The 23569-nt window shown below is 53.5% G+C and carries 17 protein-coding genes and 2 pseudogenes; 8 read left to right on the top strand and 11 right to left on the bottom strand.

The features are described from left to right. The first annotated feature begins 105 nt into the window (after positions 1-105). Positions 106-891, top strand: coding sequence for an LOG family protein (locus BITS_RS04210; protein WP_044259478.1), 786 nt, complete (start codon positions 106-108; stop codon positions 889-891). 202 nt (positions 892-1093) lie between these two features. Here BITS_RS04210 and BITS_RS04205 read toward each other — a convergent pair whose 3' ends face one another. From BITS_RS04205 to BITS_RS04195, 3 genes are all read right to left on the bottom strand, one after another. Continuing rightward, positions 1094-1765 (bottom strand): O-methyltransferase, encoded by a 672-nt coding sequence (locus BITS_RS04205; RefSeq protein WP_026642609.1) that lies wholly within the window; start codon positions 1763-1765, stop codon positions 1094-1096. Positions 1766-1836: 71 nt separating this feature from the next. Next, complete coding sequence (locus tag BITS_RS04200; protein WP_026642610.1) at positions 1837-2835, bottom strand: succinate dehydrogenase/fumarate reductase iron-sulfur subunit; 999 nt, start codon at positions 2833-2835, stop codon at positions 1837-1839. Between the two features lie 54 nt (positions 2836-2889). Then, positions 2890-4818 (bottom strand): FAD-binding protein, encoded by a 1929-nt coding sequence (locus BITS_RS04195; RefSeq protein WP_026642611.1) that lies wholly within the window; start codon positions 4816-4818, stop codon positions 2890-2892. Between the two features lie 173 nt (positions 4819-4991). Between BITS_RS04195 and BITS_RS04190 the strand changes: the two genes are divergently transcribed. Continuing rightward, positions 4992-5330 (top strand): MGMT family protein, encoded by a 339-nt coding sequence (locus BITS_RS04190; RefSeq protein WP_026642612.1) that lies wholly within the window; start codon positions 4992-4994, stop codon positions 5328-5330. Between the two features lie 69 nt (positions 5331-5399). Here BITS_RS04190 and BITS_RS09085 read toward each other — a convergent pair whose 3' ends face one another. The 5 genes from BITS_RS09085 to BITS_RS04170 form a co-directional block, all read right to left on the bottom strand. Next, complete coding sequence (locus BITS_RS09085; RefSeq protein WP_155804636.1) at positions 5400-5552, bottom strand: hypothetical protein; 153 nt, start codon at positions 5550-5552, stop codon at positions 5400-5402. Between the two features lie 82 nt (positions 5553-5634). After that, complete coding sequence (locus tag BITS_RS04185; RefSeq protein ID WP_044259469.1) at positions 5635-7230, bottom strand: DNA-processing protein DprA; 1596 nt, start codon at positions 7228-7230, stop codon at positions 5635-5637. Continuing rightward, on the bottom strand, positions 7227-8756 hold the full coding sequence (locus BITS_RS04180) for a YifB family Mg chelatase-like AAA ATPase (RefSeq protein WP_026642613.1): 1530 nt from the start codon (positions 8754-8756) through the stop codon (positions 7227-7229). Before BITS_RS04180 ends, BITS_RS04185 begins: the two co-directional genes overlap by 4 nt. Further along, positions 8756-9121, bottom strand: a complete 366-nt coding sequence (locus tag BITS_RS04175) for a YraN family protein (RefSeq protein ID WP_081693587.1) — start codon at positions 9119-9121, stop codon at positions 8756-8758. Before BITS_RS04175 ends, BITS_RS04180 begins: the two co-directional genes overlap by 1 nt. 287 nt (positions 9122-9408) lie before the next feature. Continuing rightward, positions 9409-10272: a pyridoxamine kinase gene (locus BITS_RS04170; RefSeq protein WP_026642615.1), complete on the bottom strand. Its 864-nt coding sequence runs from the start codon at positions 10270-10272 to the stop codon at positions 9409-9411. A 359-nt stretch (positions 10273-10631) separates the two neighbouring features. On the opposite strand from BITS_RS04170, the gene BITS_RS04165 reads away from it, so the two are divergent. From BITS_RS04165 to BITS_RS04150, 3 genes are all read left to right on the top strand, one after another. Continuing rightward, entirely contained in the window at positions 10632-11948 is a 1317-nt protein-coding gene (locus BITS_RS04165) for an O-acetylhomoserine aminocarboxypropyltransferase/cysteine synthase family protein (protein ID WP_026642616.1), read from the top strand. A gap of 546 nt (positions 11949-12494) precedes the next feature. After that, the gene (locus tag BITS_RS04155; RefSeq protein ID WP_081693585.1) at positions 12495-13358 is read left to right on the top strand and encodes an ABC transporter ATP-binding protein; all 864 of its coding nucleotides are present in this window, start codon (positions 12495-12497) and stop codon (positions 13356-13358) included. Positions 13359-13453: 95 nt separating this feature from the next. Beyond that, on the top strand, positions 13454-16141 hold the full coding sequence (locus BITS_RS04150) for an ABC transporter permease (protein ID WP_026642619.1): 2688 nt from the start codon (positions 13454-13456) through the stop codon (positions 16139-16141). A 94-nt stretch (positions 16142-16235) separates the two neighbouring features. Here the strand turns inward: BITS_RS04150 and BITS_RS09700 are convergent. From BITS_RS09700 to BITS_RS04140, 3 genes and pseudogenes are all read right to left on the bottom strand, one after another. Beyond that, positions 16236-16418 (bottom strand): annotated as a pseudogene (locus tag BITS_RS09700) (response regulator transcription factor); the annotation flags it as partial. An 86-nt stretch (positions 16419-16504) separates the two neighbouring features. Further along, positions 16505-16997, bottom strand: a pseudogene (locus BITS_RS09695) (response regulator); the annotation flags it as partial. A 164-nt stretch (positions 16998-17161) separates the two neighbouring features. After that, positions 17162-19678, bottom strand: coding sequence for a sensor histidine kinase (locus BITS_RS04140; protein WP_026642621.1), 2517 nt, complete (start codon positions 19676-19678; stop codon positions 17162-17164). A gap of 138 nt (positions 19679-19816) precedes the next feature. On the opposite strand from BITS_RS04140, the gene BITS_RS04135 reads away from it, so the two are divergent. The 3 genes from BITS_RS04135 to ychF all read left to right on the top strand — a co-directional run bounded on the left by BITS_RS04135 (position 19817) and on the right by ychF (position 23407). Then, positions 19817-21163, top strand: a complete 1347-nt coding sequence (locus BITS_RS04135) for an alpha/beta fold hydrolase (protein ID WP_026642622.1) — start codon at positions 19817-19819, stop codon at positions 21161-21163. 187 nt (positions 21164-21350) lie between these two features. Beyond that, on the top strand, positions 21351-22148 hold the full coding sequence (proC, locus tag BITS_RS04130; RefSeq protein ID WP_026642623.1) for a pyrroline-5-carboxylate reductase: 798 nt from the start codon (positions 21351-21353) through the stop codon (positions 22146-22148). 170 nt (positions 22149-22318) lie between these two features. Then, positions 22319-23407 carry a redox-regulated ATPase YchF gene (gene ychF, locus BITS_RS04125; protein ID WP_026642624.1) on the top strand — a complete coding sequence of 363 codons (1089 nt, stop codon included), beginning with the start codon at positions 22319-22321 and terminating at the stop codon, positions 23405-23407. Positions 23408-23569 lie beyond the last annotated feature (162 nt).

Here is a 23569-nt window from a genome sequence, read left to right as displayed (position 1 = left end):
GCAGACAAGTACAGTATGGAAAATGGCGGTTCAGACGAATCGGCTACGGTTGGCTCTCAGCGTGCAGACGAACAAGATAGCGGTGTTGCATCTGATGCACAATTCATGACGAGCGGCTTTGATGCGAATGGCAGCGATTCTTCTCCTTTGGGCAAGGCATATCAGCAGGGTCCCATCATTATGCGCGGATCCATGATCCCCAAGGATAATTCGACCGCTAATCTGCTCAAATCCGGACAGGAAGCTGATTGGCTGCATATGGATCCGTGGCGTGTTTTGCGCATCCAGTCTGAATTCGTTGATGGATTCGGCGCATTGGCAGAACTTGGTCCTGCCGTAAGTGTGTTCGGCTCGGCGCGTAGCCATGAAAGAACGGCGGAATACCAAGCGGCAACGCGTATGGGTGAGAGCATAGCGCAGCGTGGGATTGCGGTGATTACCGGTGGCGGTCCGGGAATTATGGAAGCGGCAAACAGGGGAGCGGCACTGGCAGGCGGCAAATCAGTTGGTCTGGGAATCGAGCTGCCGCATGAGCAGGGATTGAATCAGTGGGTGAATCTCGGCATCAGTTTCAGATACTTCTTTGTGCGCAAAACGATGTTTGTCAAGTATTCATCCGGAGTGATCATATGTCCTGGCGGCTTCGGGACTTTGGATGAAATGTTCGAATTGTTGACACTCGTGCAGACACACAAGGTTACCGTCATGCCTGTGGTGCTCTTCGGCAGGGATTATTGGCAGGGGTTGCTGGATTGGTTGACTGGCACTGCTCAGGCCAAGGGGATGATTTCCCCGCTCGATCCCGATCTGGTAACCGTTACCGATGATCCGGAGGAGGCGGTGCGGGTTGCATGCAGTGGGATTGATTGGCAACACAACGCGGATGCATAAAAGATAGTCGCAGACTATACGTGGTTTCGATGCGCAACGTTCGCAAGGCGATGCGTCCGCAAGAGTGAGCGCGATCGAGCGCATGAATCAGGTAAGGAATAACCGCATTGCATTATGGTGATTGCTGGTATTGCGGTTCAGATAAACCATGGGCCTTGGTTACGTGATTAATACACATCCAAGGCCCCACGGGATTGTTGAATTATTGTTTTGCTGCGAGCAACAAGCCTGTCCCCACAGGAATCAGCGCTGTGCGGAACCGTTCATCGGATTGCACTTCATCGAGAAGATTGCGCATTGCTTGGGCCTTGTTACTGCGATCAGCGGGATTGAGAATGCCGCCATTCGAGTCGGGAGCGTCCATGGCCAAGACATCGGTAAATACGATTACGCCATGGTCATTGAGCAGTCTTGGGGCCTGTTCAAATGTGCTGGCATAGTTCGCAGCATCGCCGCACACCACAATGAGATCATACATTTCCGCATTCAAACGGGGGAGGAACACTCCTGCCTCTGCATTCACCGCGCGTAACGTGGTTTGGGTGCGATCCGATAGATTGTTGAATGTTTTCCTGATCAATGCAATGCCTTGAGAAGATGAATCAACTGCAGTCACCTGCCCTTTGCCGTCCAAAGCATCAATCAGTTGCAACGTTTCCACAATGGAGCCTGTGCCCACTGCAATAACCGAGGAAGCCCCAAGCATACGCAGCAATAGACCTAGGAATTCGGCTTGAGCTGCCGATCCTTGGGGCATTGCAGCTTCTTCTGCTTCTTGCCTTACTCGAGCCGACTGCATTGTTTGGCGCGAAAAGGCATGATCTTCAATGAATTCCCATGCCTTGGCAACATTCATATACGACGATTTATCCATATTTCCTACTTTAGTGGCAACGCTGGGTAAGTAACGCAATCCAACGATGGCGTGATGGCGCAGTGATGTTGCTATCGCTCTCTTACTTGTGCGATCAGCTGCCAGATCTCTTCGCCCACATCGATACCCTTGGGGCATTGTCGCGAGCACGCACGTACTGACTGGCATGCTGCTATGCCGTCGGCGGTGTCTATGGCGTCCATACGGGCATCTGTGGCCCGATCGCGGGAGTCATTGATGAACCGTGAGGCATTCACCAGCGCGGCGGGGCCAATGAACGCATCTCCTCCTGCGAATACAGGGCAGCTGCCTTCGCAAACGCCGCAGGCAATGCAATTGCTCAGAACCTCATATTTGGCAAGCTGGTCCGGACGTTGCAAATATTCGAACACGTCGACCTTGCCTTCATCGGTGGTTGCCAGCACTCCGTCTGCTTGGAGATAGGGCTTGAGTTTGATGATCTGTTCCAACATGGAATCAATGTCGGCAATCAAATCCCTTTGCACTGGGAAACCAGGCAAAGCGGACAAGGATATAACGCCCCAGTCTCCTTGGTCAGAAGAGGGAGCGGAGGATGCTGAAGAGTCTCCTGATTGCGATACCGGGGTTTTCGAGGGATCCGAGGGAGACGATGCGGATTCGAGAGCCGCTTCGATATCGTCGGTTCTGACTCCTGTGCGCCGGAACGCATTCTCTTGGGGCTTTTGAGGTTGTATGGCCCATTGTTCAACGGTTGCGGTGCATAGCAAAGCAGGTGTGCCGTTGATTGAAACCGCGTCAGATCCGCACATGCCGTGTCCGCAGGAGTAGCGGAATGCCAAAGTGGGATCCATGGTGCGCTTGATATTCAGCAAGCAGTCGAGAATGGTGTCCTGACCGCTGGCCTGCACGACATAATCCTGGGTCCACTGCTTGCCTCGAGGTTTTCTCCTGCTCGATGAGGATGAACCGCCAAACGGAGAACGAGTTTTCGTGAATGGGCTGGATGAGCGACCACGCTCGCGTTCTGGGCGAGGAGTGAATCGTGAAACCCTGATTGTCACTGTTGCAGTCCCAATACCAGATGCCATAAGAGTGCCTTTCCGGGCTGTCGCCTATGCAATGCGGCAAGCCGTTCAAATGAATTAGTATATGCGAGCCTGTGGAGGCATGTCGACGATATGCACTGGCTGCCAACTGATATTGTGTGTCGCGTCGATCATGGAGTGTGCAAGGAATGAGGCATCGTTTCTCTGTGGGAAATCCAGACGTTGCAGCGAGCCTCGGGATTCTTGCCGTGCATCGGTGGCGTGCAGCATAGCCGTTGCCAATGCGGCGAGATTGCGAACCTCCCAGATTGCAGTGATTTCCTGATTGTATTGAGCGGTGTTGCTGTGGGCGTGCAACTGTTGAGCGGCGGTCGAGAAATCCTGCTCAAGAGTGGATAATGCCTGTTCAAGCGATGCATGAGAGCAGCGGACAGCGGCTGCACGTTCCATAATTGATCCGAGTTGAGCCAATAACCCGTATGCATTGATATCGGATGCGGTCGTGTCATCCGATGCGCTGGAATCGGTGCCGTCTTCATTGCCGGCGACGGTGGATTCCGTCGCATTAAGCAGGGTGTTCAGATCAACTTTGCGTTGAGCTGCTGCTTCTGCCACGGCATCGCGGTATTCACTATCGGATGCCTGTGTCTTGTCGCGAGAGGCGTCATTCTCGCCTATGGAATCTTCGTTGAAGGTTTCAGCGATTCTTTCGGCGAGTGTGCGCCCCGCGCGTTCGCCGAACAGACACGCATCAAGCAGAGAATTGCCGCCGAGTCGATTGGCTCCATGCACGCTTACGCAAGAGCATTCGCCGGCTGCAAACAGGCCTTGGACACGCTGACGCTCATCGCCGATCCATCGATATACCTCGCCATTCAATGAGATTGGGATGCCCCCCATGGTGTAATGCGCGGTCGGTTTGACCGGCACCCAATTCTTGCTGGGGTCGATATTGGCATACATGCGTATCGTTTCGCATACCTGGGGCAGTGCTTTTTCCATATGATCCGCAGCGATGCCGGTCATATCAAGCCATACGCAGTCCTTCGGGCCTTCGGGATCCTTGGGGTCCGCCACACCTCGTCCTGCGTCGATCTCAGCCATAATCGATCTGCTGACAATGTCTCGTGCCGCAAGATCGCGGTGTTCCGGTGCGTAGCGCTGCATGAACGCCTCGCCTTCGCTATTGCGCAGAATGCCGCCTTCAGCGCGAGAAGCCTCGGAGAGCAGAATGCCGGTGTGCGCCAAACCAGTGGGATGGAATTGCATGAATTCGATGTCTTCGAGTTGCAACCCAGCAGCCAAAGCCAATGCCATGCCGTCTCCGGTCAGATCCCATGAATTCGAAGTGGTATGGAACAGACGGCCTGCACCTCCTGTGGCGAGGAGCACATTATGAGCATGAATTGCGTGAACGTTGCCGCTGTGGGTGTCGAATGCCACGACACCGCAGACAGCGGATCTGGTATCGTCCAATACAAGATCGGTGACATACCATTCTTCTGCGAATTCCACACCTTGTGATGCGCATTGCTGCCAGAGGGTGTGCAGTATTTGGTGGCCGATCCTGTCGGCTGAATACGCGGCTCGTTTTACTGGATTTTTGCCATATTCAGCGGTGTGTCCGCCGAATCGACGCTGGGCGATATGACCATCCTCGGTACGGGAGAAGGCTACGCCGGAGCGTTCCAGATTGATGACCGTCTGTGGCGCATATTGTGCGAGAATCCGGGCGGCATCCTGATCGACCAGCCAATCGCCACCTTTGATTGTGTCGAAATAATGCCAGTGCCAATCGTCGTGTTCCATATTGCCCAGGCTGGCTGCAATGCCACCTTCTGCGGAACCGGTATGAGATCGCAGTGACTGCAGCTTGGAAATAACCAATAGCTTAGGCTTATTTCCCTGTGCTTGCATTGATGCGAATTCTTCAGATCTCAGCATTCCCAAGGCTGCCGACAATCCGGCTGCTCCAGCGCCGACAATAACCGCGTCGTACATCTCTTCTACACGCTTCGGATTCATACCCTCGATTTTCGCACAGGGTAGGACGAATGTGTGCTCCAGGATTGTCTGTGATGCACTTGGTTGCGGTAGCTTTCGCAAGTGCTGCAGCTTATCGTCGGCACGATGTCGTGATGCGACGTGGTGAGGTGAATCATATTCCGTCCTTTGTTTTGAGGCGGCATAATGGATGCATGACCGGTGCATTCAATGCGAGAGTTTATGAAGTGGTGAAATCCATCCCCAAAGGCCAAGTGGCTACGTATGGCCAAGTCGCGGCGTTGGCAGGAAATCCTCGAAATGCGCGTTTTGTTGGATTTGCCTTGCATGCCAATCCCAAACCAGGGGTCATTCCTTGCCATCGGGTCGTATTCCGTGACGGTTCGCTGGCGCCGGGTTTCGCCTTCGGCGGTCCTGATCGGCAGCGGCAACTACTTGAGGAGGAAGGCGTGCGTTTCCTCCCTCCACAAGCTGGGCAATCCGGCGATGAGGGGTGGAGGGTCGATCTGGACCATTGCCAGTGGCAGCAGTGACCCTTGTATGGGGTTGAGCAAAGTGTGGTTGAGTGAAGTGTGGTTCCTGCGATGCCGTTTGGCGTTCATTCATATGGCTGCATCGTTGAACTGGATTGAATGCGACGCTTCGATTTCGGCATGATATGCGGTATGGTGTCTTCTCACACCGCGCATCGTGCTGTACTGCTCATTGTGCTGTCCTGCTTTCACGCCGTACTGCTTATCCTGAACTTTGCTCATCGGCAATACTGGGCATCACACAATATCCCACATCGCGCTACGCACACAGCTCATCAAGCCGTTACGCATCGCGCAACATTTCTCATCGCGTAACCTCGCGATTTGGTGTATGGACTCTTTGCAATTGTCCATTATTCAGCAAGAGAGTGCCATCCAGTTCCATCAAGGCGATGGTGTGACGCGCGGCGCTCGCGATCGTGTCATGTGGTGGAGTTTCGGCGAGGGACTTCGTATTGGACATCGAGCCCAGCATCATAAGCACTGCATCGATACTGGCTGGGATGTGTTGATTGTTGCATGATCTGATGGCTTGCAGGATAAGCGCTTCCATATCGGGTGCATGGGAATTATCGGGCATATGGTTCTGAGCATTGCCTTCGGGACCGGAATCGCCGCTTTCGGTATCACCCCTGTCAGCAATGGTTCGCTTTGCATGACTCTTGTGATGCTGCTCGATTGAACTTGTTGATGCGCTTTGGTGTGATGCATGTTCTGAAGCGGGAAAGGTGGCATTTTTCGTGATGCATCTGGGAAGTTGCGCCCTTTGATCGAGTGCAGGGGCGTCAATCGGTGAGGTCGAATTGCTTTCAGCATGATCGTCGTCGAGCGCATCATTGATGTTTTCGATGCGATCCAGCAATATGGCTTTGCCATCATGAACGAGTCGATTGCATCCCGCATTGTGGGGCATATCAATATTGCCGGGAATTGCGTAGACCTTGCGATTGAGCTCATTCGCCCAGCCTGCGGTATTGATGGCGCCAGAACGCAAACGTGCTTGTGAGACCACGACAGCGCTCGCCATGGAAGCGATTATGCGATTGCGGAGGAGGAAACGGCGTGCCTGTGGAATAGTGCCAGGACACATTTCGCTGAGCAAAGCACCGCCGTGTTCCACTATTGCATCGAATAATCGCAGATTGCTCTTCGGACCAATATGGTTCAATCCACCGGCAAACACCGCAATCGTCGCTCCTGCCTGGGAGCCATAATCCTCTTGTGCCGCTATCGTTCCCCAATGCGCTGCGGCATCCGAACCAAGGGCCCCTCCGGAAATAATGGTATGACCGTTCTTCGAAGCTTCAAAGGCCAGTGCTCTTGCGGTGGTATGCCCGTAAGTGTTGACTCCGCGGGATCCCACAATTGCCAATGGCGAGGAACATGCGTTGAGTGCTCTGGGATAGCCTCGTCCCCATAGACATAACGGTGGAGCCCAGTCGCCGCGTAAGGATAGATCCTGAAGCGAGGCTGGCCACAGAGCGCTGTGAGGGCCGATGATCCACTGTGCGCCTTCTGCGCTGATCCAATTGAGGAAGGTGTTGTCCTGCAAACGAACCGCTGTGAGGCTTCTTCTATGCCAGTTCCGCAATGAACGCATAAACGCTTGCGAGGCCTGCTTGGTTATGCGTTTGCCCCAAGTGGTCAGCCCTGCATAAAACGCCTGTTCGAGTCGTTTTACCGAATCAGGTGCCGATTGCAAGTCGTTGTCGTTTGAAGACCATGCATGCGGGATGTCGCAGATGTGCTGCAATACTGAAATGGCCGAACCGGCACCAAGCAAGGTGGCATGCATAATGGCATCCGCACCGTCCAGACAATAGGTCAGTGCCGCGCGTGCCAGTGTCTCATCGTCGGGTATCCCCACAGCATCCAATCCATACGCATCAGGGTTACTCATGTCACTCTCGTTCTCATCATGATGCCTTGGGCGACATCGTCTTCTTCAGGAGAGTTTGCTCCACGCAGGTCTGCAAGAGTCCATGCCAATCGCATGGCGCGGTCTGCTCCACGGAGGGAAAGATTGCCTGCAGATAATGCCTGATTGAGCAGTGCCACGGCCTTTCTTGATGTGTTCGTTCTCAGCCACTCACCGCTGGCTTGGGCATTGCATGACCATCCTTGGGCCGCGTATCGATCATGTGCCACTTCACGAGCGGATATTACTGCGCTACGCATCGTTTTGGTTGACAATGAACTTTGGGATTGCTGCGAAGCGATATGTTGCACAGGAAGCACATCGACCTGAATATCGATTCGATCCAGTATTGGTCCGGAAAGCCGTCCAAAATACCGGATCCGTTCTTTTTCCTTACAGGTGCAACGTTCCCCTGTGCCATATGCCATGCCGCAAAGGCAAGGATTGGCAGCCATAACGAGCTGGAACCTCGCGGGATACCATACAGTTCCTTTTGCCCGTGACAAGGCGATGATGCCTGACTCCAACGGCTCTCGCAGTGTCTGCAATGTGCGAGGGGAAAATTCAGGAGCTTCGTCCATGAACAGCACTCCTCGGTGCGCACGGGTTATGGCTCCCGGCATGGCGATGCCGCTGCCTCCGCCAACCATGGCCGCATTGGAGGCGGTGTGATGGGGTGCCTCGAATGGAGGAATGTCGGATATGCCGTATTGGGGAAGCGTGCCGCATAACGATCGAATCGAAGCCACTTCCAATTGCTCCCGCTCGGTGAGAGGACACATTATTCCCGGTATGCGAGATGCCAGCATTGTCTTGCCTGAGCCTGGCGGTCCTACCATCAGGATGTGATGTCCACCGGCCGCAGCGACCTGCAATGCCCATTTGGTATGCTCCTGTCCGACCACCTCCGCCATATCAGCGGGATGAATGGTCTCCATGTCGTCCAAGACGTTGTCTGCTGTTTGAGGAGCGCTTGTGTTGATGCGGTATCGCGCCGTACCTCCCATGAGTTCAATGAGTTCGCCGACATGACGAACCATAATTGGCTCGATATCAGGAACCAATGAGGCTTCATCGCTATTGGCCTGTGGAATGATAACCGATCGGATTCCTCGATCTCTGGCATGGAGCAGTATGGGAAGCAGCCCGTGGATGGGCAGTACGCTGCCGTCAAGATTCAGCTCTCCTAGCACTAAGGTATTGGCCAAACAATCGGGTGCAATCGCATTGGCCGCACTCAACACACTGGCGGCTATGGCGAGATCATGTGAGGAACCTCGTTTGGGCAGTGATGCCGGAGACATATTCACCGTGACACGAGTATCCGGCCACTTGAACCCACTTGCCTGGCATGCGGATTTCACGCGTTCCCGCGCCTCGCTCAGGGAAGCGTCCGGCAGCCCGATTATGGAAAAATAGGGCAGTCCGGGGGAGACGAAGGCTTGTATTTGGATGATATGTGCCCTCAATCCGATTAATCCGATGGAAAGCGTTTCTCCGATCGGCATCAGAACGCCTCCTTGATATGACGAGTGCTGACCTCCTTGCGACCGACGATATTGGTGATCACATCGAAACGAAGTCCATTGTTGGAGATACGATGATCCACCTCATGGAGCCATGCTAGTGCGGCATGCCGAAGATTGGCTTGTTTATTGGATGTCACGGCTTCTTGCGGAAGTCCCTGCCGAGTGCTGCGGCGAGTTTTGACTTCGACAAACACCACGGTGTGTTTGGGATCGAGCATAATGATGTCTAATTCGCCGAAACGTGTTCTCCAGTTGCGTTCCAGCACATACCAGCCTTGCAGTTCAAGCCAAGCGGCTGCGTATCGTTCTCCGTATGCGCCAAGTTGTTTGGGGTTTTCGGCCATGCACAATTGTTGAGCAATCAGTCGGAGTTTTTCTTCGCGAGCACTCTGCGGGAGCGGACGTTCGTTGTCATAGCGTAGCCGTGCTTGATCCAGTTGGCATCTGTGCGCAGAGGGGATCTTGGTGGCTGTGGTTGTGGTGTGCATATTCATGCCACCAGTGCATCATAAGAGTTGTGTCTCTAAGAGGGTTTTCGAGGAATGTGGTCGGAGGTTTTTAAATGGCGGTGTCGGTAGGATTATGCAACCGACACCGCCATATGCAAGCAACTTGCGAAAGATTGTGAATCTTAGCGAACCAGAGTGGTCAATTCACCCAGATTGAGCTCGAAGCTGACGCCTCGCTCCTCGAAATGAGGCTGATTGCGTGTGCTTTCCATGGCGTGACGCACGAATTCGCCTGCGATATGCGCAGCATCGGCAATGCCGCGTCCTGCCATAACGGCTCCGCACAGTGCCGAAGCAAATGCGTCACCGGTGCCGTGGATCATATACGGCAGCTTCTCGTGAACCAGTTCCTGATGGCCTTCAGCATTGGCCACATAATTGCGTAACTTGCCATCATTGCGATCGATGCCCTTGAGCACCACATTCTTGGCTCCCAGCTTCAGCAGAGCATCGAGCCAGTCAGCAACCTGCTCGTCGTCGAGGTTTTGGCCAGGGTATTCACGGCCTGTCAAAATGCTGGCCTCAGTCAGATTCGGCATAAGCACGTCTGCGCCATCAGCCAAAGCTCCCATGGCATCGCAGAGTTCCTGGGTGTAGGTCGGGTACATCTTGCCTGCATCGCCCATTACTGGGTCCACCAGACGCAACGCAGTAGGATATTCGCGATACAGACGCTGAATCAATGCAACCTGTTCTGCGCTGCCCAGGAATCCGGAATAGACGCCGTCGAGTTCCACGCCCTCTTTTTGCCATGCATCCAGATAGTCGTTGAGGATATCGGTGGTGTCATGGAAGGTGAAATCCTTGTACATCGTGTGTGCGGAGAACAGTGCGGTCGGCACTGGGCACACATCGCAACCGGCTGCGGACAGAATCGGAATCGCTGCGGTGAGCGAGCACTTGCCATAACCGCACATATCGTGAACGGCAGCGACTCGTGGGATGTAAAGGGGATCGCGATCGAACAGTGTCACATCATTTGTCATGGTAAACCTTTCATACCGTTAGCTGACGGGTATGATTGCCGTCCACGGATCGCTGAGCAATGCGATGGAGCGGCAGCCACATTGCGAATCCGTCACCTGAAGTATGACTTTAGCGACATGTTAGACAACCAGCCTGTGTATGTCCGCGTAGTGGAGCGTCAACAGCGTGTCGAATTTGACCCAAGCGGAAAATCCGAGACTCGAAACATGCCGCAAACCGCGGCGGACCGCGCCTTGGTAAGGGGCTATAGAAAACCTCGATAGCTGTGAAGTTGCGAAGTCTCACGGCGGCGGCATATCGTCTCAACCAACGCCGCTGAGGCGACGGTTAGTGCAGAACACCTGATAAGGAGCCATTCATGAGCGAGCCCACCCGCAACTATCGTTTTGAAACCCTGCAGCTGCATGTCGGACAGGAGGAAGCGGATCCTGCAACCGATGCGCGTGCAGTCCCGATTTACGCCACGACCAGCTATGTCTTCCATAATTTCGATCATGCCGAAGCACGCTTCGGACTGCAGGACGCCGGCAATATCTACGGACGTCTGACCAACAGCACGCAGGGCGTTTTTGAGAGTCGTATCGCTGCTCTGGAAGGTGGCACTGCCGGTCTGGCAGTTGCATCCGGTGCGGCCGCTGTGGAATATGCGGTCCGTAATATCACGCAGAGCGGCGATCATATCGTCGCTTCAAAGAACATCTATGGTGGAACCTATAACCTGCTTCGCCACACACTGCCACGCGATGGAGTGAATACCACATTCGTGGATCCCCAAGAGCCGAAGAATTTCGAGGACGCCATTCAGGAGAACACCAAGCTGGTGTATTTTGAAACTTTCGGCAACCCCAATGCTGATCTGCCTGATTTCGAAGCGATTGCCGACATCGCCCACAAGCATCATCTGCCGGTTATCGTGGACAATACCTTCGCCACTCCATACCTGTTCCGTCCTTTGGAGCACGGAGCCGATGTGGTGGTGGAATCCGCAACCAAATTCATTGGTGGCCATGGCACCACTCTGGGCGGTGTGGTCGTCGAAGGAGGTTCATTTGATTGGAACGCAGTGCCGGGGAAGTTCCCGACGCTTACCGAGCCAGATCCTTCGTATCACGGCCTGAACTTCTTTGAAGCCCTTGGGTCCGTCGCCTTTGTCACTCGTATCCGTGCCATTCTGCTGCGCGATACCGGCGCAACAATCTCTCCGTTCGCCGCATTCCTGTTGTTGCAGGGCACTGAGACGCTGTCTCTCCGCGTGGAACGTCATGTTGAGAATGCTTTGAAGGTTGTGGAATATCTGCAAACCGTGCCTGAGGTCGAGTCGGTTTCCCATCCGGCCATTGAGGGACGCCACGATCATGAGCTGTACAAGAAGTACTTCCCGAACGGAGCCGGCTCTATTTTCACCTTCGATATCAAGGGCGGCAAGGATGCGGCAAGAGTGTTCATCGACAATCTGCACTTGTTCTCGCTGCTTGCCAATGTTGCTGATGTTAAGTCCTTGGCCATTCATCCGGCATCGACCACACATTCTCAGGAAACACCTGAAGAGTTGGAAGATCAGGGCATCCATCAGGGCACGATCAGGCTTTCTATCGGTACCGAAAATATCGAGGATATTCTCGACGATCTGAAGGGGGCTTTTACGGCGGTTCGTGAATCCGGACTGGCCAAGTAGTTCCCTGCTTTGCAGGGGCCGTCTCGCTCAAAGGTGGCCCCGAACACAGAGTGAATCGAATAATGAGAAGAAGACAGGACAGGATGTGGGGGACGCTATGAGTACAGGGCTGTGATCAGGAAGGGGAGTTGTGATCACAGGCTGCCGCTCTCGTCATTGCAGCAGTAATTGATGCGCCGAGGATGTGAAGTTCTCGGCGCATCGTTGTCTTTCTGGTCAAGGGGTACGTTCCTACTCGTCGAATTCGTGATGTTCAGACGCATGCGCTGCCAACGTTGTTTGCGCAATATGTCATTAGCTCTCATTCTCGCAGAGCCATTTCTGGTGGTTATCCCTCCGGGAGGTTCCCATATCGTCCCGGTTGCGGCGACTGCGGATATGCATTCCCGTGTTTTTTCAGGGAGTTCCTCATACTTCAGGATGATGTGCTGGCGGATTGGCCTCGCGAATTCCGTCCCAAGCATGATGGGAGCAACGGCTGCATTCTCATATGCTCGAAATGTAAGGAGCAAAGACTCGCAACAGAGCGCATCAAGGAGAATGACTATGGGGAATGCAACCCAATTCATCGGCACGCCGGATACCGTCAATACCAATCGATCGCAGGGACTGAATCCAGTGGCCATTGAAGCCATTGATTTAGTCAAGGACTATGGCCGTGGCGAAGGTATCGTGCACGCTTTGCGGCATGTCAATGTGCGGTTTGAGCAAGGGAAGTTCACTGCCATAATGGGACCTTCCGGATCGGGAAAATCAACTCTTATGCATGTGCTGGCAGGACTGGACTCCGCCACAGCAGGCAATATTTATTTCGCGGGCAGTAACATCACGAAGCTCAATGACAAGCAGCTGACCATGCTGCGTCGGCATGAGGTAGGATTCATTTTCCAGAGTTTCAACCTACTACCCATGTTCAGTGCGGAACAGAATATTCTTATGCCTCTGACCCTTGCGGGTGCAAAGCCGGACAGGGCATGGTTCGATATGTTGGTCAACACCTTGGGTTTGCGCGAGCGGTTGGGGCATCGTCCGAACGAACTCTCCGGTGGCCAGCAGCAACGAGTAGCCATTGCCCGTGCTTTGATTTCCAAGCCCTCGGTTGTATTTGCCGATGAGCCAACGGGTAATCTCGATTCCGTTTCCAGCGCCGAGGTGTTGAGCTTCCTCAAGCAATCGGTGCGCGAACTCGGACAGACCATTGTCATGGTCACCCATGATTCCGTTGCCGCTTCGTATGCAGACCGTGCCATCGTTTTCGCGGATGGACGCATCGTGGCTGATGTTGAAGCGCCAAAGGCAGAGCAAATGAACGATCTGCTTATGCAGGAACGAGAGCGTGCGACTCGAATGGCTTCACCTTCGCCGATGCGAGCAGTCGGGATGCATGCGGCTATGCCGGCTCAGCAATGACGGCGCAACCGGTCTCAGTGGAATGACTGTGCTCCCGTGCTTGCATGCCAATGAGCTGCCGGTCGTATCTTAAAGTTTTGAATGAAGGAATTCTTATGTGGGCAATAACACTGAATATTATGAAGAAAAGTGCCAAAATGCTGGTATCCGCTGGCATTGCCGTTCTTATTGGCACTGCATTTATCGCATCGACCTTCCTGTTTTCCAACAGTCTGGATGAGTCTCTGCGAAAAGTGACCACGGCGACACTGGGCCAGGCAAATTATGCCATCGGTGTCAAGGATGCGAGCGGCGGATATCTGATGCAGCCTATATCGGCATTCAAGCTAGATCGTATCCGTGCAATTGATGGAGTACGGTCTGCGAATCCATTGATCACCACTGTGGCGAATGTATCGGCGCATGGCAGCAAGAGCGCTGTCAAGGGCGATGGTTCGAAGACAGGTTCCAGCACGGGTGTGATGGTGGTCAATACATCGTCTGATGCCAAGTTGCTCGCCGTTTTCTTCACAGAAGGAAGGCAGCCGCAGGGGGAAAACGAGGTTGCATTGCCATCGGTTATCGCAGAACGATTAGGAGTTCGAATCGGCGATACGGTCTCCATCGGCATGAACGCCGCAGTGGATGTGCAAGGGGCTGTCGAAGTCGGTGCGGACCCGGCCAAAGTGGTGGGATTGACAACAGATCCCAACGGCGCGTATACCTTCTACAATGGCGCAGCCGTTGTCTCTGATGACATTATGACCCGACTTTACGGATTGACGGATAACGACTTTTCCAAAGTCGAAACAGGCAAGGTTTTGCTCAATATCGATCCCGGCAAAGCAACTGCTGCGCAGAAGGAAATCGATGCATTATTGCCGCAGGGCTTCGCGTTGAAATCCGTAAAGCAGGTCGCCGATGATGCCAGCAAGAATATGAGCGCGAACGGATTGGGCTTCACCACCATGTTCCTTCTGTCCTTCGGTGTGCTTGCCATGTTGGTCGCCTCATTGGTTATCGCCAATACATTCCAGGTATTGGTTGCACAGCGCAGACGCACACTGGCTTTGCTGCGTACGATTGGTGCGAAGCGTGGGCAATTATATCGTTCCGTGCTGCTGGAAGCGGGAGTTCTGGGAGCGATTGCCTCAATATTGGGAATTGCGGTCGGCATCGGCTTGATGGCCGCGCTTATCCATTCCGGTTTGTTCGATGCGGCTGGCGGTTCGATGCTTGTTTCCGGTGGCCTGGTATTGAGCTGGCAGGTATTCGTGGTGCCGCTGGTATTCGGCATCCTCGTCACAGTGCTGGCATCGATCGGTTCTGCCCGAGCTGCAACCAGCGTCACTCCTTTGGAGGCTTTGCGCCCCTTGGAATTGGTGGATTCACGCAGATCAGGAAAAGTGCGTGCTGTACTTGGTTGGTTCGCTGTAATCCTAGGCATCGCTCTTGTCGCTGTAAGCATTTGGCAAACCACGGTTTTGGTCAATGGCGATACGGATTCGTCATCGGAACAGGTATTCGGAATGCTCTTGTTCGGAGCAGTGGCAGGATGCGGCCTGGTCTTCCTTGGATTGGTGTTGACCGCGACATTCTGGATGCCTGCCTTAATGCGTGGCGTGGGAGCATTGGTCGCCAAAATCGGACCGTCATCTGCCATCGCTCATGCGAATGTGCAAAAGAATCCCCGCCGAGTGGCAGCTACCGGAGCAGCCCTCCTTATCGGCGTTACCTTGGTATCCACCATGGCAACCGGTGCGGCTGGAGTAAAGCAGACCCTGAACCATGCATTGGATATGCGATACAGCGTTGACCTGGTCGCCTATGGGCCTGGACTGGATAAGAGCGGCGCAGACTCAATCTCTTCGATCCGTGGTATCGGCAATGCTCTCTATGCACCAACGGCCAATGCGGAATTCAGCGATGCTACGGGCAAGAATCATAGCGTAATGCTTGTGGGAGTCGCCAGTGCACAGGCCTTGCAACAAGTACTGCATGGTGATATTGGCTCCATGAGCGTCGAAGGCAAGAACATCGTGATGCCTGAACGCCTGACTTATAGTGGCAAAGCATTGAATCTGGGCAGTGGCAACACCGCGCTGCGCATCCTCGATGCGCAAAGGGAACAGGCTTCCTCGATTGATATGAGTGTAAAACAAGCACAATACCGAGGAATTGCCGATACGGATCTGACCGCATTTGTGAGTGAATCGCTATTCACTTCCGGTGAGATTCAATCAACCGGCCATATGCTGCTTACCAAGGTGAACGGCAATGAGGATTCACTGGCCAATATCTTCCAAAATGTCCAAACCGCCGCATCCAAATTGGAAGGCGTCGATCTGACCGGACCTGTGGCGCAACGTGTGACATTCGAGCAGATTATCAATACCATGTTGGCTCTGTTGGTGGGGCTGCTGGCAGTTGCTGTGTTCATTGCCCTGATCGGTGTGGCCAACACATTGAGTCTGTCCGTGATCGAGAGGACTCGCGAATCCGCAACCTTGCGGGCCATTGGCATGACACGGGGTCAGCTACGCAGATCCCTTGCCGTGGAAGCATTGCTGATCTCATTGGTGAGCGGTGTGGTTGGCGTTGTCTTGGGAACGGGATTCGGCTGGGCAGGAACCTATATGGTGATGAGCGCGATTGTGGGTTCGGACGGCGTCTCTTTGCCGATGGATTGGGATGCTGCGGCACTGGTACTGATAGTGGCTGCGATTGCAGCCCTCATAGCCAGCGTGGCACCGGCTCGTCGAGCAGTGAGAACCGCTCCTGTGGAGGCCCTGGCTGAGGCATAACCGATTCAATAACAAGAGCTGCAGCTCCACCGTTATCCCTATCGAATCACGGCTCGAGGAGGGGATGGCTGGAGCTGCAGCTCTTTCTGTATCGCTATACGAGCTTGTTCTCATAAGCGAAAACCACGGCTTGGACCCTGTCTCTTGCGTTGATTTTGGCAAGGATGTGCGCCACATGCGTTTTGACGGTGGGCAGGCTGATGAACAGCTTGTCTGCTATTTCCTGATTGGACAATCCATGAGCGATTTCTATCAGTACTTCGCGCTCGCGTTCGGTCAGATCTTCCAATTCGGGATCGGTGTAGGCATTCTGTTGCTCCGGGACTTGCATCGTCTGGGCAGAGACTATGTTTCCGTGCGCCAGCATATTCTCGATCAGACGTTTGGTGGCCGTAGGCGCGATTATCGCGTTGCCCTGAAAAACGGTGCGAATCGAGGAAAGCAGGGTTTCGGGTTCGGTGTCTTTCAACAGAAATCCTGAAGCGCCCGCATTGATTGCGGCCATGACATATTCGTCAAGATCAAAAGTTGTCAGGATAATCACGCGGGTTCGAGGTCGATCCATGTCCAAGGAGGCTGGCGGTTCTCCGGCACTTCCGGTTGGCTGCGAAACGCCGATATCGCGCATCATGGCTGTAATCCGTCGGGTGGCTTCGATGCCGTCCATGCCTGGCATACGGACATCCATCAATATGACATCCGGCTGGGTTGTTTCCGCCAAATGCACGGCTTCTGCACCGTCACCGGCCAAACCGACAACCACCATATCGGGTTGACTGCCAATCACCATGGAAAAACCGGCGCGAACCAACTCCTGATCGTCGGCGATCGCCACCCGTATCTGCGTTTGAGTCATGCCTACCACTGTAACTGAGAAGCTCAACTGATTGGTGATTCGGTGCGATGGAACGCAGGCTGCTGAACAATGAGCACAGGCGATAGACAGTGAGAAGGGACGTGCGGAGACACTTGCTGCGTGCCTATTGAATGGATGTAAGGATTGAACAAATCTTGTTGGATTTATTGCGCAGATGAACCGTGAATGGTGTGCGCCTGCAGTTGAGCTTCAAGGTTTGCCGCAGGATGCAAAGCCACCTTGCCATGGTCATTGTCGCGCATGGATTCATCGCTGAATCCGGTTTCACGCAATACGCTCAGTAATTGTCTCATGCGGGCCAGGGCTTCTCGTCCTTTTCGTCCGATTGCGGCAAATGCCTTGTCGATGGCCTCAGGCGGTGTTGTTTCATTCTTGGATGCATGCTCATCCAACATGCGAATCCCCGCAACGGCCTGCGTAATGACTTCGTTCAGCGTGTCAGTGACTTCGGCTTGAATATTGGCGCTAATGCGGTCGCGTTCCTTGTTTGCGGCCAATATCCGGTTTTTCCCACGTTCTGCCTGCAAGGCTGCTTGTTGGTCCTGCAAAATAAGTGCATTGGTACCACGGGAATATGCAAGTCGTGCCAAACCCACTGCGATAAGACACAGCGCTGAAATCACCACGGTGATGAGTATGAAAGTCTGGATGGCTTCACGGTATAAGAGGGCGCCGGCGGTGCTTGAATAACCGGGAATAATACCTAGGATCATCAAAGCCGCCCGAAGACCCAGGAGTACGGAACATGCCAAAGCGGCGAGCATGGCAAAAAACCAGGTTTTCCCTCGCCCATACAGTGAGACGGAATATAGCACGACCAAGGCAACGATATTTTCTGCGGGAATATCGGGGACGAATAGAATCTGGACCAGAGCGAAGGCCGCCGTATACGCTGCGCTGAACCGCGGAAAACGTCTGCGCAGACCGAGAGGGAGCAATATCAAGAACACAAACGCTGCGTGCAAAATTGATAGCAGGGCATTCCCTGTTTCGACGGTTTGTATGGAAAGCATCGAATCCAGAGTCTCAAACGAATTGGGGCTGCTCAAGATGGAAAGCACCCATACGACCAGCATGATCAACATATCCACAAGGAAGTATCGACGTTGCGCCCAGTGCAACAGTCTTTCGATCCAATTAGATGAAACGCGGTGCTTCTGGCGGGCTTGCTTGATTTTGATCGGTTCATGGGCGTTTGCTGCCATTCGATCCGCAACATGTTCGTTGGTATTAGTGGCTTGACTGCTTTGCTCGGGATCCTCGCTCGTAGCAGGCATGACCCGGTGTGACGAAGTGGAAATCGGCATGATTGGCGCAGTGTTCGCAGCTCTGTTATCTTCGGTATTCGGCTTAACTTCGGTGTGAGATGCACTTTCCTGCCCGATTTCGTGATTCACTGCGTTGAATGGAACAAAGGCCCTGACAGCAAATCCGCCTGAAATTCGCGGCCCGGCACTGCATTTGCCTCCCACCGCCTCGATGCGCTCATGCATGCCGATGAGCCCGAATCCTGGTGTGTGTCCATCCATAGAAGCCGACGCGCCGCGCCCATTGTCCTCAACGCCTATGGCGATGCCGTCCGCTGACCACGATTCGGTTATGGTGACTGTAATATGAGGGCCGGCATACCGTCGTGCATTGCTCAGCGACTCTTGGACCAGTCTGTATATTGCGGCGCTCGCAGCGACACTCAATTGATCCGGCTGCGGATTGCCTTGAGTTACTTTTTGAATCCGGATCTGTTCGTCAACGGATTGTGCCTGTGTAATAAGCGCTTCGATATCGTGGTAGTCGGCATGTGCAGATCCGCCAAAAACCCCAAGCAAGCGCTTCATATCGTGCAATGCCCGTTCGGCCTGGTGTTGGATGGTGTCCATCGTCTTGCGCGCGATATCCGGATTGGAAGCGCCTGCGTATCGACCGGCATCGGATTGCACAATAATGATGGAAAGTGTATGTGCCACAACATCATGCATGTCACGGGCGATGCGGGCTCTTTCGGCAAGGGCGGCAATATGCCGTTCCTCCTCTTCGCGTGCCTCGATTGCGGCGTTATGCTCGCGCAGAATACGAACGGTTTCCATACGCGCTCGTTGCCACAAGGCGAAAACGAATGTGCAGACCAGTGCGATTTCGACAATCAGTATATTGAAAACGATTTTGGATATTGAAGAAGCGCAGGAATAACTGAAAACGCCTTGATATACGGCGCGGCAGGGATATATGTCACTGCTTGCATCCTCGGCGAAGAGCGGTGCTGCTAGAGTGACCCAATCAATGATGAACGCCGCAAATGCTCCCATAACACTGGAAAGGATCACAAAGGCTTTGGTGTTTTTCGTATCGCCATGTGCCAATGCCGCATAAACCATGGCGAGTGCCAACAGATCAATCGGTATGAGATAAGGTCCGAACACCAGTTGGAGTGCCGAGAATCCTGCAAAAAAGAGGGCGCTGGTTTGGGGACGATAATGGCGAAGCAGAAAGCACACTAGCAGCGGAACGGTCCATAGCTGCACCCGAATCAAGTCCTGATCGAAAAGCAATCCGCCGACTCTATTTATGGATGCGGTCATGGAAAATACGATGAGTACAACGAAGGCATCGGTAATACGTAGGTATTGCCGACACCAAGACCAGATTCGTTGTATCGCTCCCATATTCCAACAGGATATCGTGTTCCTGCGTTGACATCATCGGCCTGGAGGATGATTGCCCAAATAGATATTGCAGATTCAGGGAAAGACTTGTCCTCGCATATCAGTGATATGGGATACATCCGAGGAAAGGAATCTGGGATGACGGCGTTGGCAGAATATTATGTTCCGGGCTTGCATATTCAAGATCATTCGATTCAAGTACCGCTTGATTGGAAGGATTCGCGACCGGGTAAGGAAGTCAAAGGTGAGACCATAAGCCTGTTCTATCGAGTGGTTTGCGCTCCAGAACATGTGCATGATGATCTGCCTCTGCTCGTGTTCCTGCAAGGCGGTCCGGGCGGAGCTGGCCCCAGGCCTTTGAGCCCAAGCAGTGACGGCTGGATCGCAGAAGCCGTCCAGCACTTCCGTGTTATTTTGCCGGATCAGCGCGGCACTGGCCGGTCCTCGCATATTGATGCCAATGACATTGTGCAGCGGGGAAACGGCAAGCAGCAGGCAGCGTATTACAAGCATTTCCTGGCCGATTCGATTGTGCGGGATTTCGAACATCTGCGTTTGATGGAATTCCAAGGCAAACGATGGGTGACTCTGGGGCAGAGCTATGGCGGATTCCTGACGCTGAGTTATCTCTCGCTGTTCCCGGAGGGAGTGGTGGCAAGTTTCACCACAGGTGGCATTCCTCATGTTCCTGCGGATGCCTATGAAGTGTATGAGCATACTTTCCCTCGCATGGAGACGAAAACGCGCCAATTCTACGAGCGTTACCCGCAGGATGTCGATCGTGTGGCGAAGGTGGCCAGCATCATCTCGGAACACAATATCGAACTGCCTAATGGCGACCCGTTCACTGTTGAGCGTTTGCAGACGCTGGGGAGCCGATTCGGCATGAAGCCCAGCTTCGAGCAAGTGCATTGGATGCTTGATACGGCGTTTGCTGACGGTGATGGTAGTGCCAAGAGTGCCATGCGTCTGACATCAACATTCCTGGAGAATGTGGCGGCAACGACTGCAACAAGTCCTTTGTATTGGCCTTTGCAGGAATGCATATATGCCAATGGCGAGTTGGAACGCCCTCTGGCATGGGCTGCGCAACGCGTGCGCGATACCATGCCCCAATTCAGTGTCGATGCACGACCGCTGCTCTTCACAGGCGAGGCCATATTCCCTTGGATGTTCGAACAGGAAAATGCGCTTCGGCCATTCCGAGCGGCAATGGATGAGCTCATGGCCGATACGCATTTCGGTGTGATCTATGATGCCGAGAGATTGGCCTCCAATGAAGTGCCACTCCAGGCGGCGGTGTATGTGGACGATATGTATGTCGACTCCAGTTTGCAGCTTGACACCTTGTCTCGAGTGGGGCGCTCGCATTATTGGGCGACCAATGAGTTTGAACACGACGGTGTGCACGGCGACTGTGTTTTCAAACACTTGTATCAAGAGGCTTTGAATCGCGGCGATCTGGAAGAGCTATTCGCAGAATAAACGTGCGGGCATCATGGATATAGTGTCGGTTCCATTTGAAGCCGCGCATTAGCTTGGGCTGGTGCTTATTGGTATTGCATGTTGTCACACATGGTCTATCACACTAATCAGCGCAGCTCGTTATATGATGAACGCGTTTTGTGAATTCGGATAATATCAGGCCGTTCGGCGCTTGAAGGAGACTTGGATGATTGAGCAGAAAACCATCGGTTTTATAGGATACGGCAATATGGCCCAGGCGATAGCCCAGGGATGGGTCAAAGCGGGTGTCCTGAAAGGCGAGAATATTGTGGCATGCGCCGCACATTATGACAAGTTGGTAGCTAATGCTGCACAGCTTGGAGTGCGGCCGTTGCACACCCCTGAGGAAGTGGTCCAGGCTTCGGATGTGGTCATCATCGCCATCAAACCGTACCAAATTGAGAAGGTTCTCGCTCCGCTGGCTGAGGAGTTGGCGCAGCCTCGGATATTTGTGATATCTCTTGCAGCTGGCTGGAATTTGGAACAATACCAGGATTTGTTGGGTGAGGATGTTGCCGTGCAATGCACCATTCCCAATACTCCGATTGCAGTCGGGCAAGGAATTGTGATTGCCGAGCAGGATCATTCTTTGAATGATGATCAGGTTGCCGTGTTTGAATCCTTGTTCTCACCGATAGCCCAAATCGAGCGCGTTGACAGCAAGCATATGGGAATCGCCATGTCGATTGCTGGTTGCGCTCCTGCCTTCACTGCAATGTATATGGAGGCATTGGGAGATGCTGGAGTCAAGTATGGACTGCAGCGCGATGTGGCGTATCGACTTGCGGCCAAGGTGGTTGAAGGAGTCGGTGCCTTGTATATGGCTACTGGCACGCATCCGGGTGCGATGAAGGATGCTGTGAGTTCGCCTGGCGGTGCGACGATCAAGGGTGTGGCCGAGCTTGAACAGAAGGCATTCCGTGGTGCGGTGATTGCCGCTATTGACGCCATAGAAGGTAAGTAACGCATTCTCGAACATGAAGTCGTCTTTCAGTGGAAATTGAAGGTGAGATCAATGCTTGACACAGGCATTGATCTCACCTTCTTCCATATGATGTCAGGACATGTGAGTCACGATAGTGGGCATCATGCAGGATGCTGGCAAACGTCCACCTTGCCTCTAGACTGGGAAGCATGTCTTTAACTATCGGAATCGTCGGTTTGCCCAATGTGGGCAAGTCCACCATGTTCAATGCGTTGACCCGCAATAACGTGCTTGCGGAAAACTATCCGTTCGCCACCATTGAGCCCAATACGGGAATCGTGCCGCTGCCTGATAAGCGTTTGCCGGTGTTGGCGGAATTGGTGCATACGGAGAAGATCGTTCCGGCCACGGTGACTTTCGTTGATATCGCAGGAATCGTGAAGGGCGCTTCAGAAGGCGAGGGTCTCGGTAACAAGTTCCTTGCGAATATTCGTGAAGCTGATGCCATTTGCGAGGTCGTGCGCGCGTTTGAAGATGACGATATCGTGCATGTGAATGGAAAGGTTGATCCCGCAGACGATATTGACACTATCAATACCGAGTTGATTCTGGCTGATTTGCAGACCATTGAGAATGCATTGCCCAAACTGGAAAAGGATCTGCGCGGCAAGAAGGTCACAGCCGAATACGTGGATACCGTCAAGAAGGCGAAGACGATTCTTGAAGCGGGGGAGACCATCGATCATGCCGCCGCTGATGGCCGCATCGATAAGAATGATATTCGCGATCTGCATCTGATGACAGCCAAGCCGTTTATCTATGTGTTCAATGTGGATGACAGCGAGTTGACCAACGAAGAGCTCAAGGACAAGTTGGCACAATCCGTGGCTCCTGCACAGGCCATCTTCTTGAATGCGCAATTTGAATCTGAATTGACGGAATTGGACGAAGCCGATGCGCGTGAGATGCTCGCTGACGCCGGCTTGGAAGAATCCGGCCTCGATCAGTTGGCCCGAGTCGGCTTCGATGTGCTGGGATTGCAGACCTTCCTCACAGCTGGTGAGAAGGAAGTGCGTGCATGGCAGATTCACCAAGGATGGACTGCGCCACAGGCAGCAGGCGTTATTCACACCGACTTCGAAAAGGGTTTTATCAAGGCCAGTGTGGTCTCATATGATGATTTCGTCGCGGCACATGGCTCGATGAATGCCATCAAGGAAGAAGGCAAGTTGCGTCTTGAGGGTCGTGACTATGTGATGCAGGACGGCGATATCGTCGAATTCAAGTTCAATGTGTGAGTGTACTGCAGTCTTTTGCAACATGTTGAGCAATGTTGCGAACTTGAGTTAACCGCAGAATGGGCCACCTGAACAGGTGGCCCATTCTGCGTTATTGCTTAATGCCCCACAACATGCGTGATTTCCCTTGTCGCCAAATCTTCTGTGCAGCTCAGGGTGAAA

It is taken from the genome of Bifidobacterium tsurumiense (assembly GCF_000741765.1).
GTDB classification, from domain to species: domain Bacteria; phylum Actinomycetota; class Actinomycetes; order Actinomycetales; family Bifidobacteriaceae; genus Bifidobacterium; species Bifidobacterium tsurumiense.
The sequence above is the reverse complement of the archived record's forward strand: the minus strand, read 5'-3'. Positions and strand labels throughout refer to the sequence as shown.

Excerpts from the sequence above, each read along its gene's own strand:
- BITS_RS04190 (WP_026642612.1), top strand. The coding sequence starts at position 4,992 with ATGACCGGTGCATTCAATGCGAGAGTTTATGAAGTGGTGAAATCCATC.
- BITS_RS04165 (WP_026642616.1), top strand. The coding sequence starts at position 10,632 with ATGAGCGAGCCCACCCGCAACTATCGTTTTGAAACCCTGCAGCTGCAT.
- BITS_RS04205 (WP_026642609.1), bottom strand. The coding sequence starts at position 1,765 with ATGGATAAATCGTCGTATATGAATGTTGCCAAGGCATGGGAATTCATT.
- BITS_RS09085 (WP_155804636.1), bottom strand. The coding sequence starts at position 5,552 with ATGAGCAAAGTTCAGGATAAGCAGTACGGCGTGAAAGCAGGACAGCAC.
- BITS_RS04135 (WP_026642622.1), top strand. The coding sequence starts at position 19,817 with ATGACGGCGTTGGCAGAATATTATGTTCCGGGCTTGCATATTCAAGAT.
- BITS_RS04200 (WP_026642610.1), bottom strand. The coding sequence starts at position 2,835 with ATGGCATCTGGTATTGGGACTGCAACAGTGACAATCAGGGTTTCACGA.
- BITS_RS04170 (WP_026642615.1), bottom strand. The coding sequence starts at position 10,272 with ATGACAAATGATGTGACACTGTTCGATCGCGATCCCCTTTACATCCCA.
- BITS_RS04180 (WP_026642613.1), bottom strand. The coding sequence starts at position 8,756 with ATGCCGATCGGAGAAACGCTTTCCATCGGATTAATCGGATTGAGGGCA.
- ychF (WP_026642624.1), top strand. The coding sequence starts at position 22,319 with ATGTCTTTAACTATCGGAATCGTCGGTTTGCCCAATGTGGGCAAGTCC.
- BITS_RS04150 (WP_026642619.1), top strand. The coding sequence starts at position 13,454 with ATGTGGGCAATAACACTGAATATTATGAAGAAAAGTGCCAAAATGCTG.
- BITS_RS04140 (WP_026642621.1), bottom strand. The coding sequence starts at position 19,678 with ATGGGAGCGATACAACGAATCTGGTCTTGGTGTCGGCAATACCTACGT.
- BITS_RS04175 (WP_081693587.1), bottom strand. The coding sequence starts at position 9,121 with ATGGCCGAAAACCCCAAACAACTTGGCGCATACGGAGAACGATACGCA.
- BITS_RS04195 (WP_026642611.1), bottom strand. The coding sequence starts at position 4,818 with ATGAATCCGAAGCGTGTAGAAGAGATGTACGACGCGGTTATTGTCGGC.
- proC (WP_026642623.1), top strand. The coding sequence starts at position 21,351 with ATGATTGAGCAGAAAACCATCGGTTTTATAGGATACGGCAATATGGCC.
- BITS_RS04185 (WP_044259469.1), bottom strand. The coding sequence starts at position 7,230 with ATGAGTAACCCTGATGCGTATGGATTGGATGCTGTGGGGATACCCGAC.
- BITS_RS04155 (WP_081693585.1), top strand. The coding sequence starts at position 12,495 with ATGGGGAATGCAACCCAATTCATCGGCACGCCGGATACCGTCAATACC.
- BITS_RS04210 (WP_044259478.1), top strand. The coding sequence starts at position 106 with ATGACGAGCGGCTTTGATGCGAATGGCAGCGATTCTTCTCCTTTGGGC.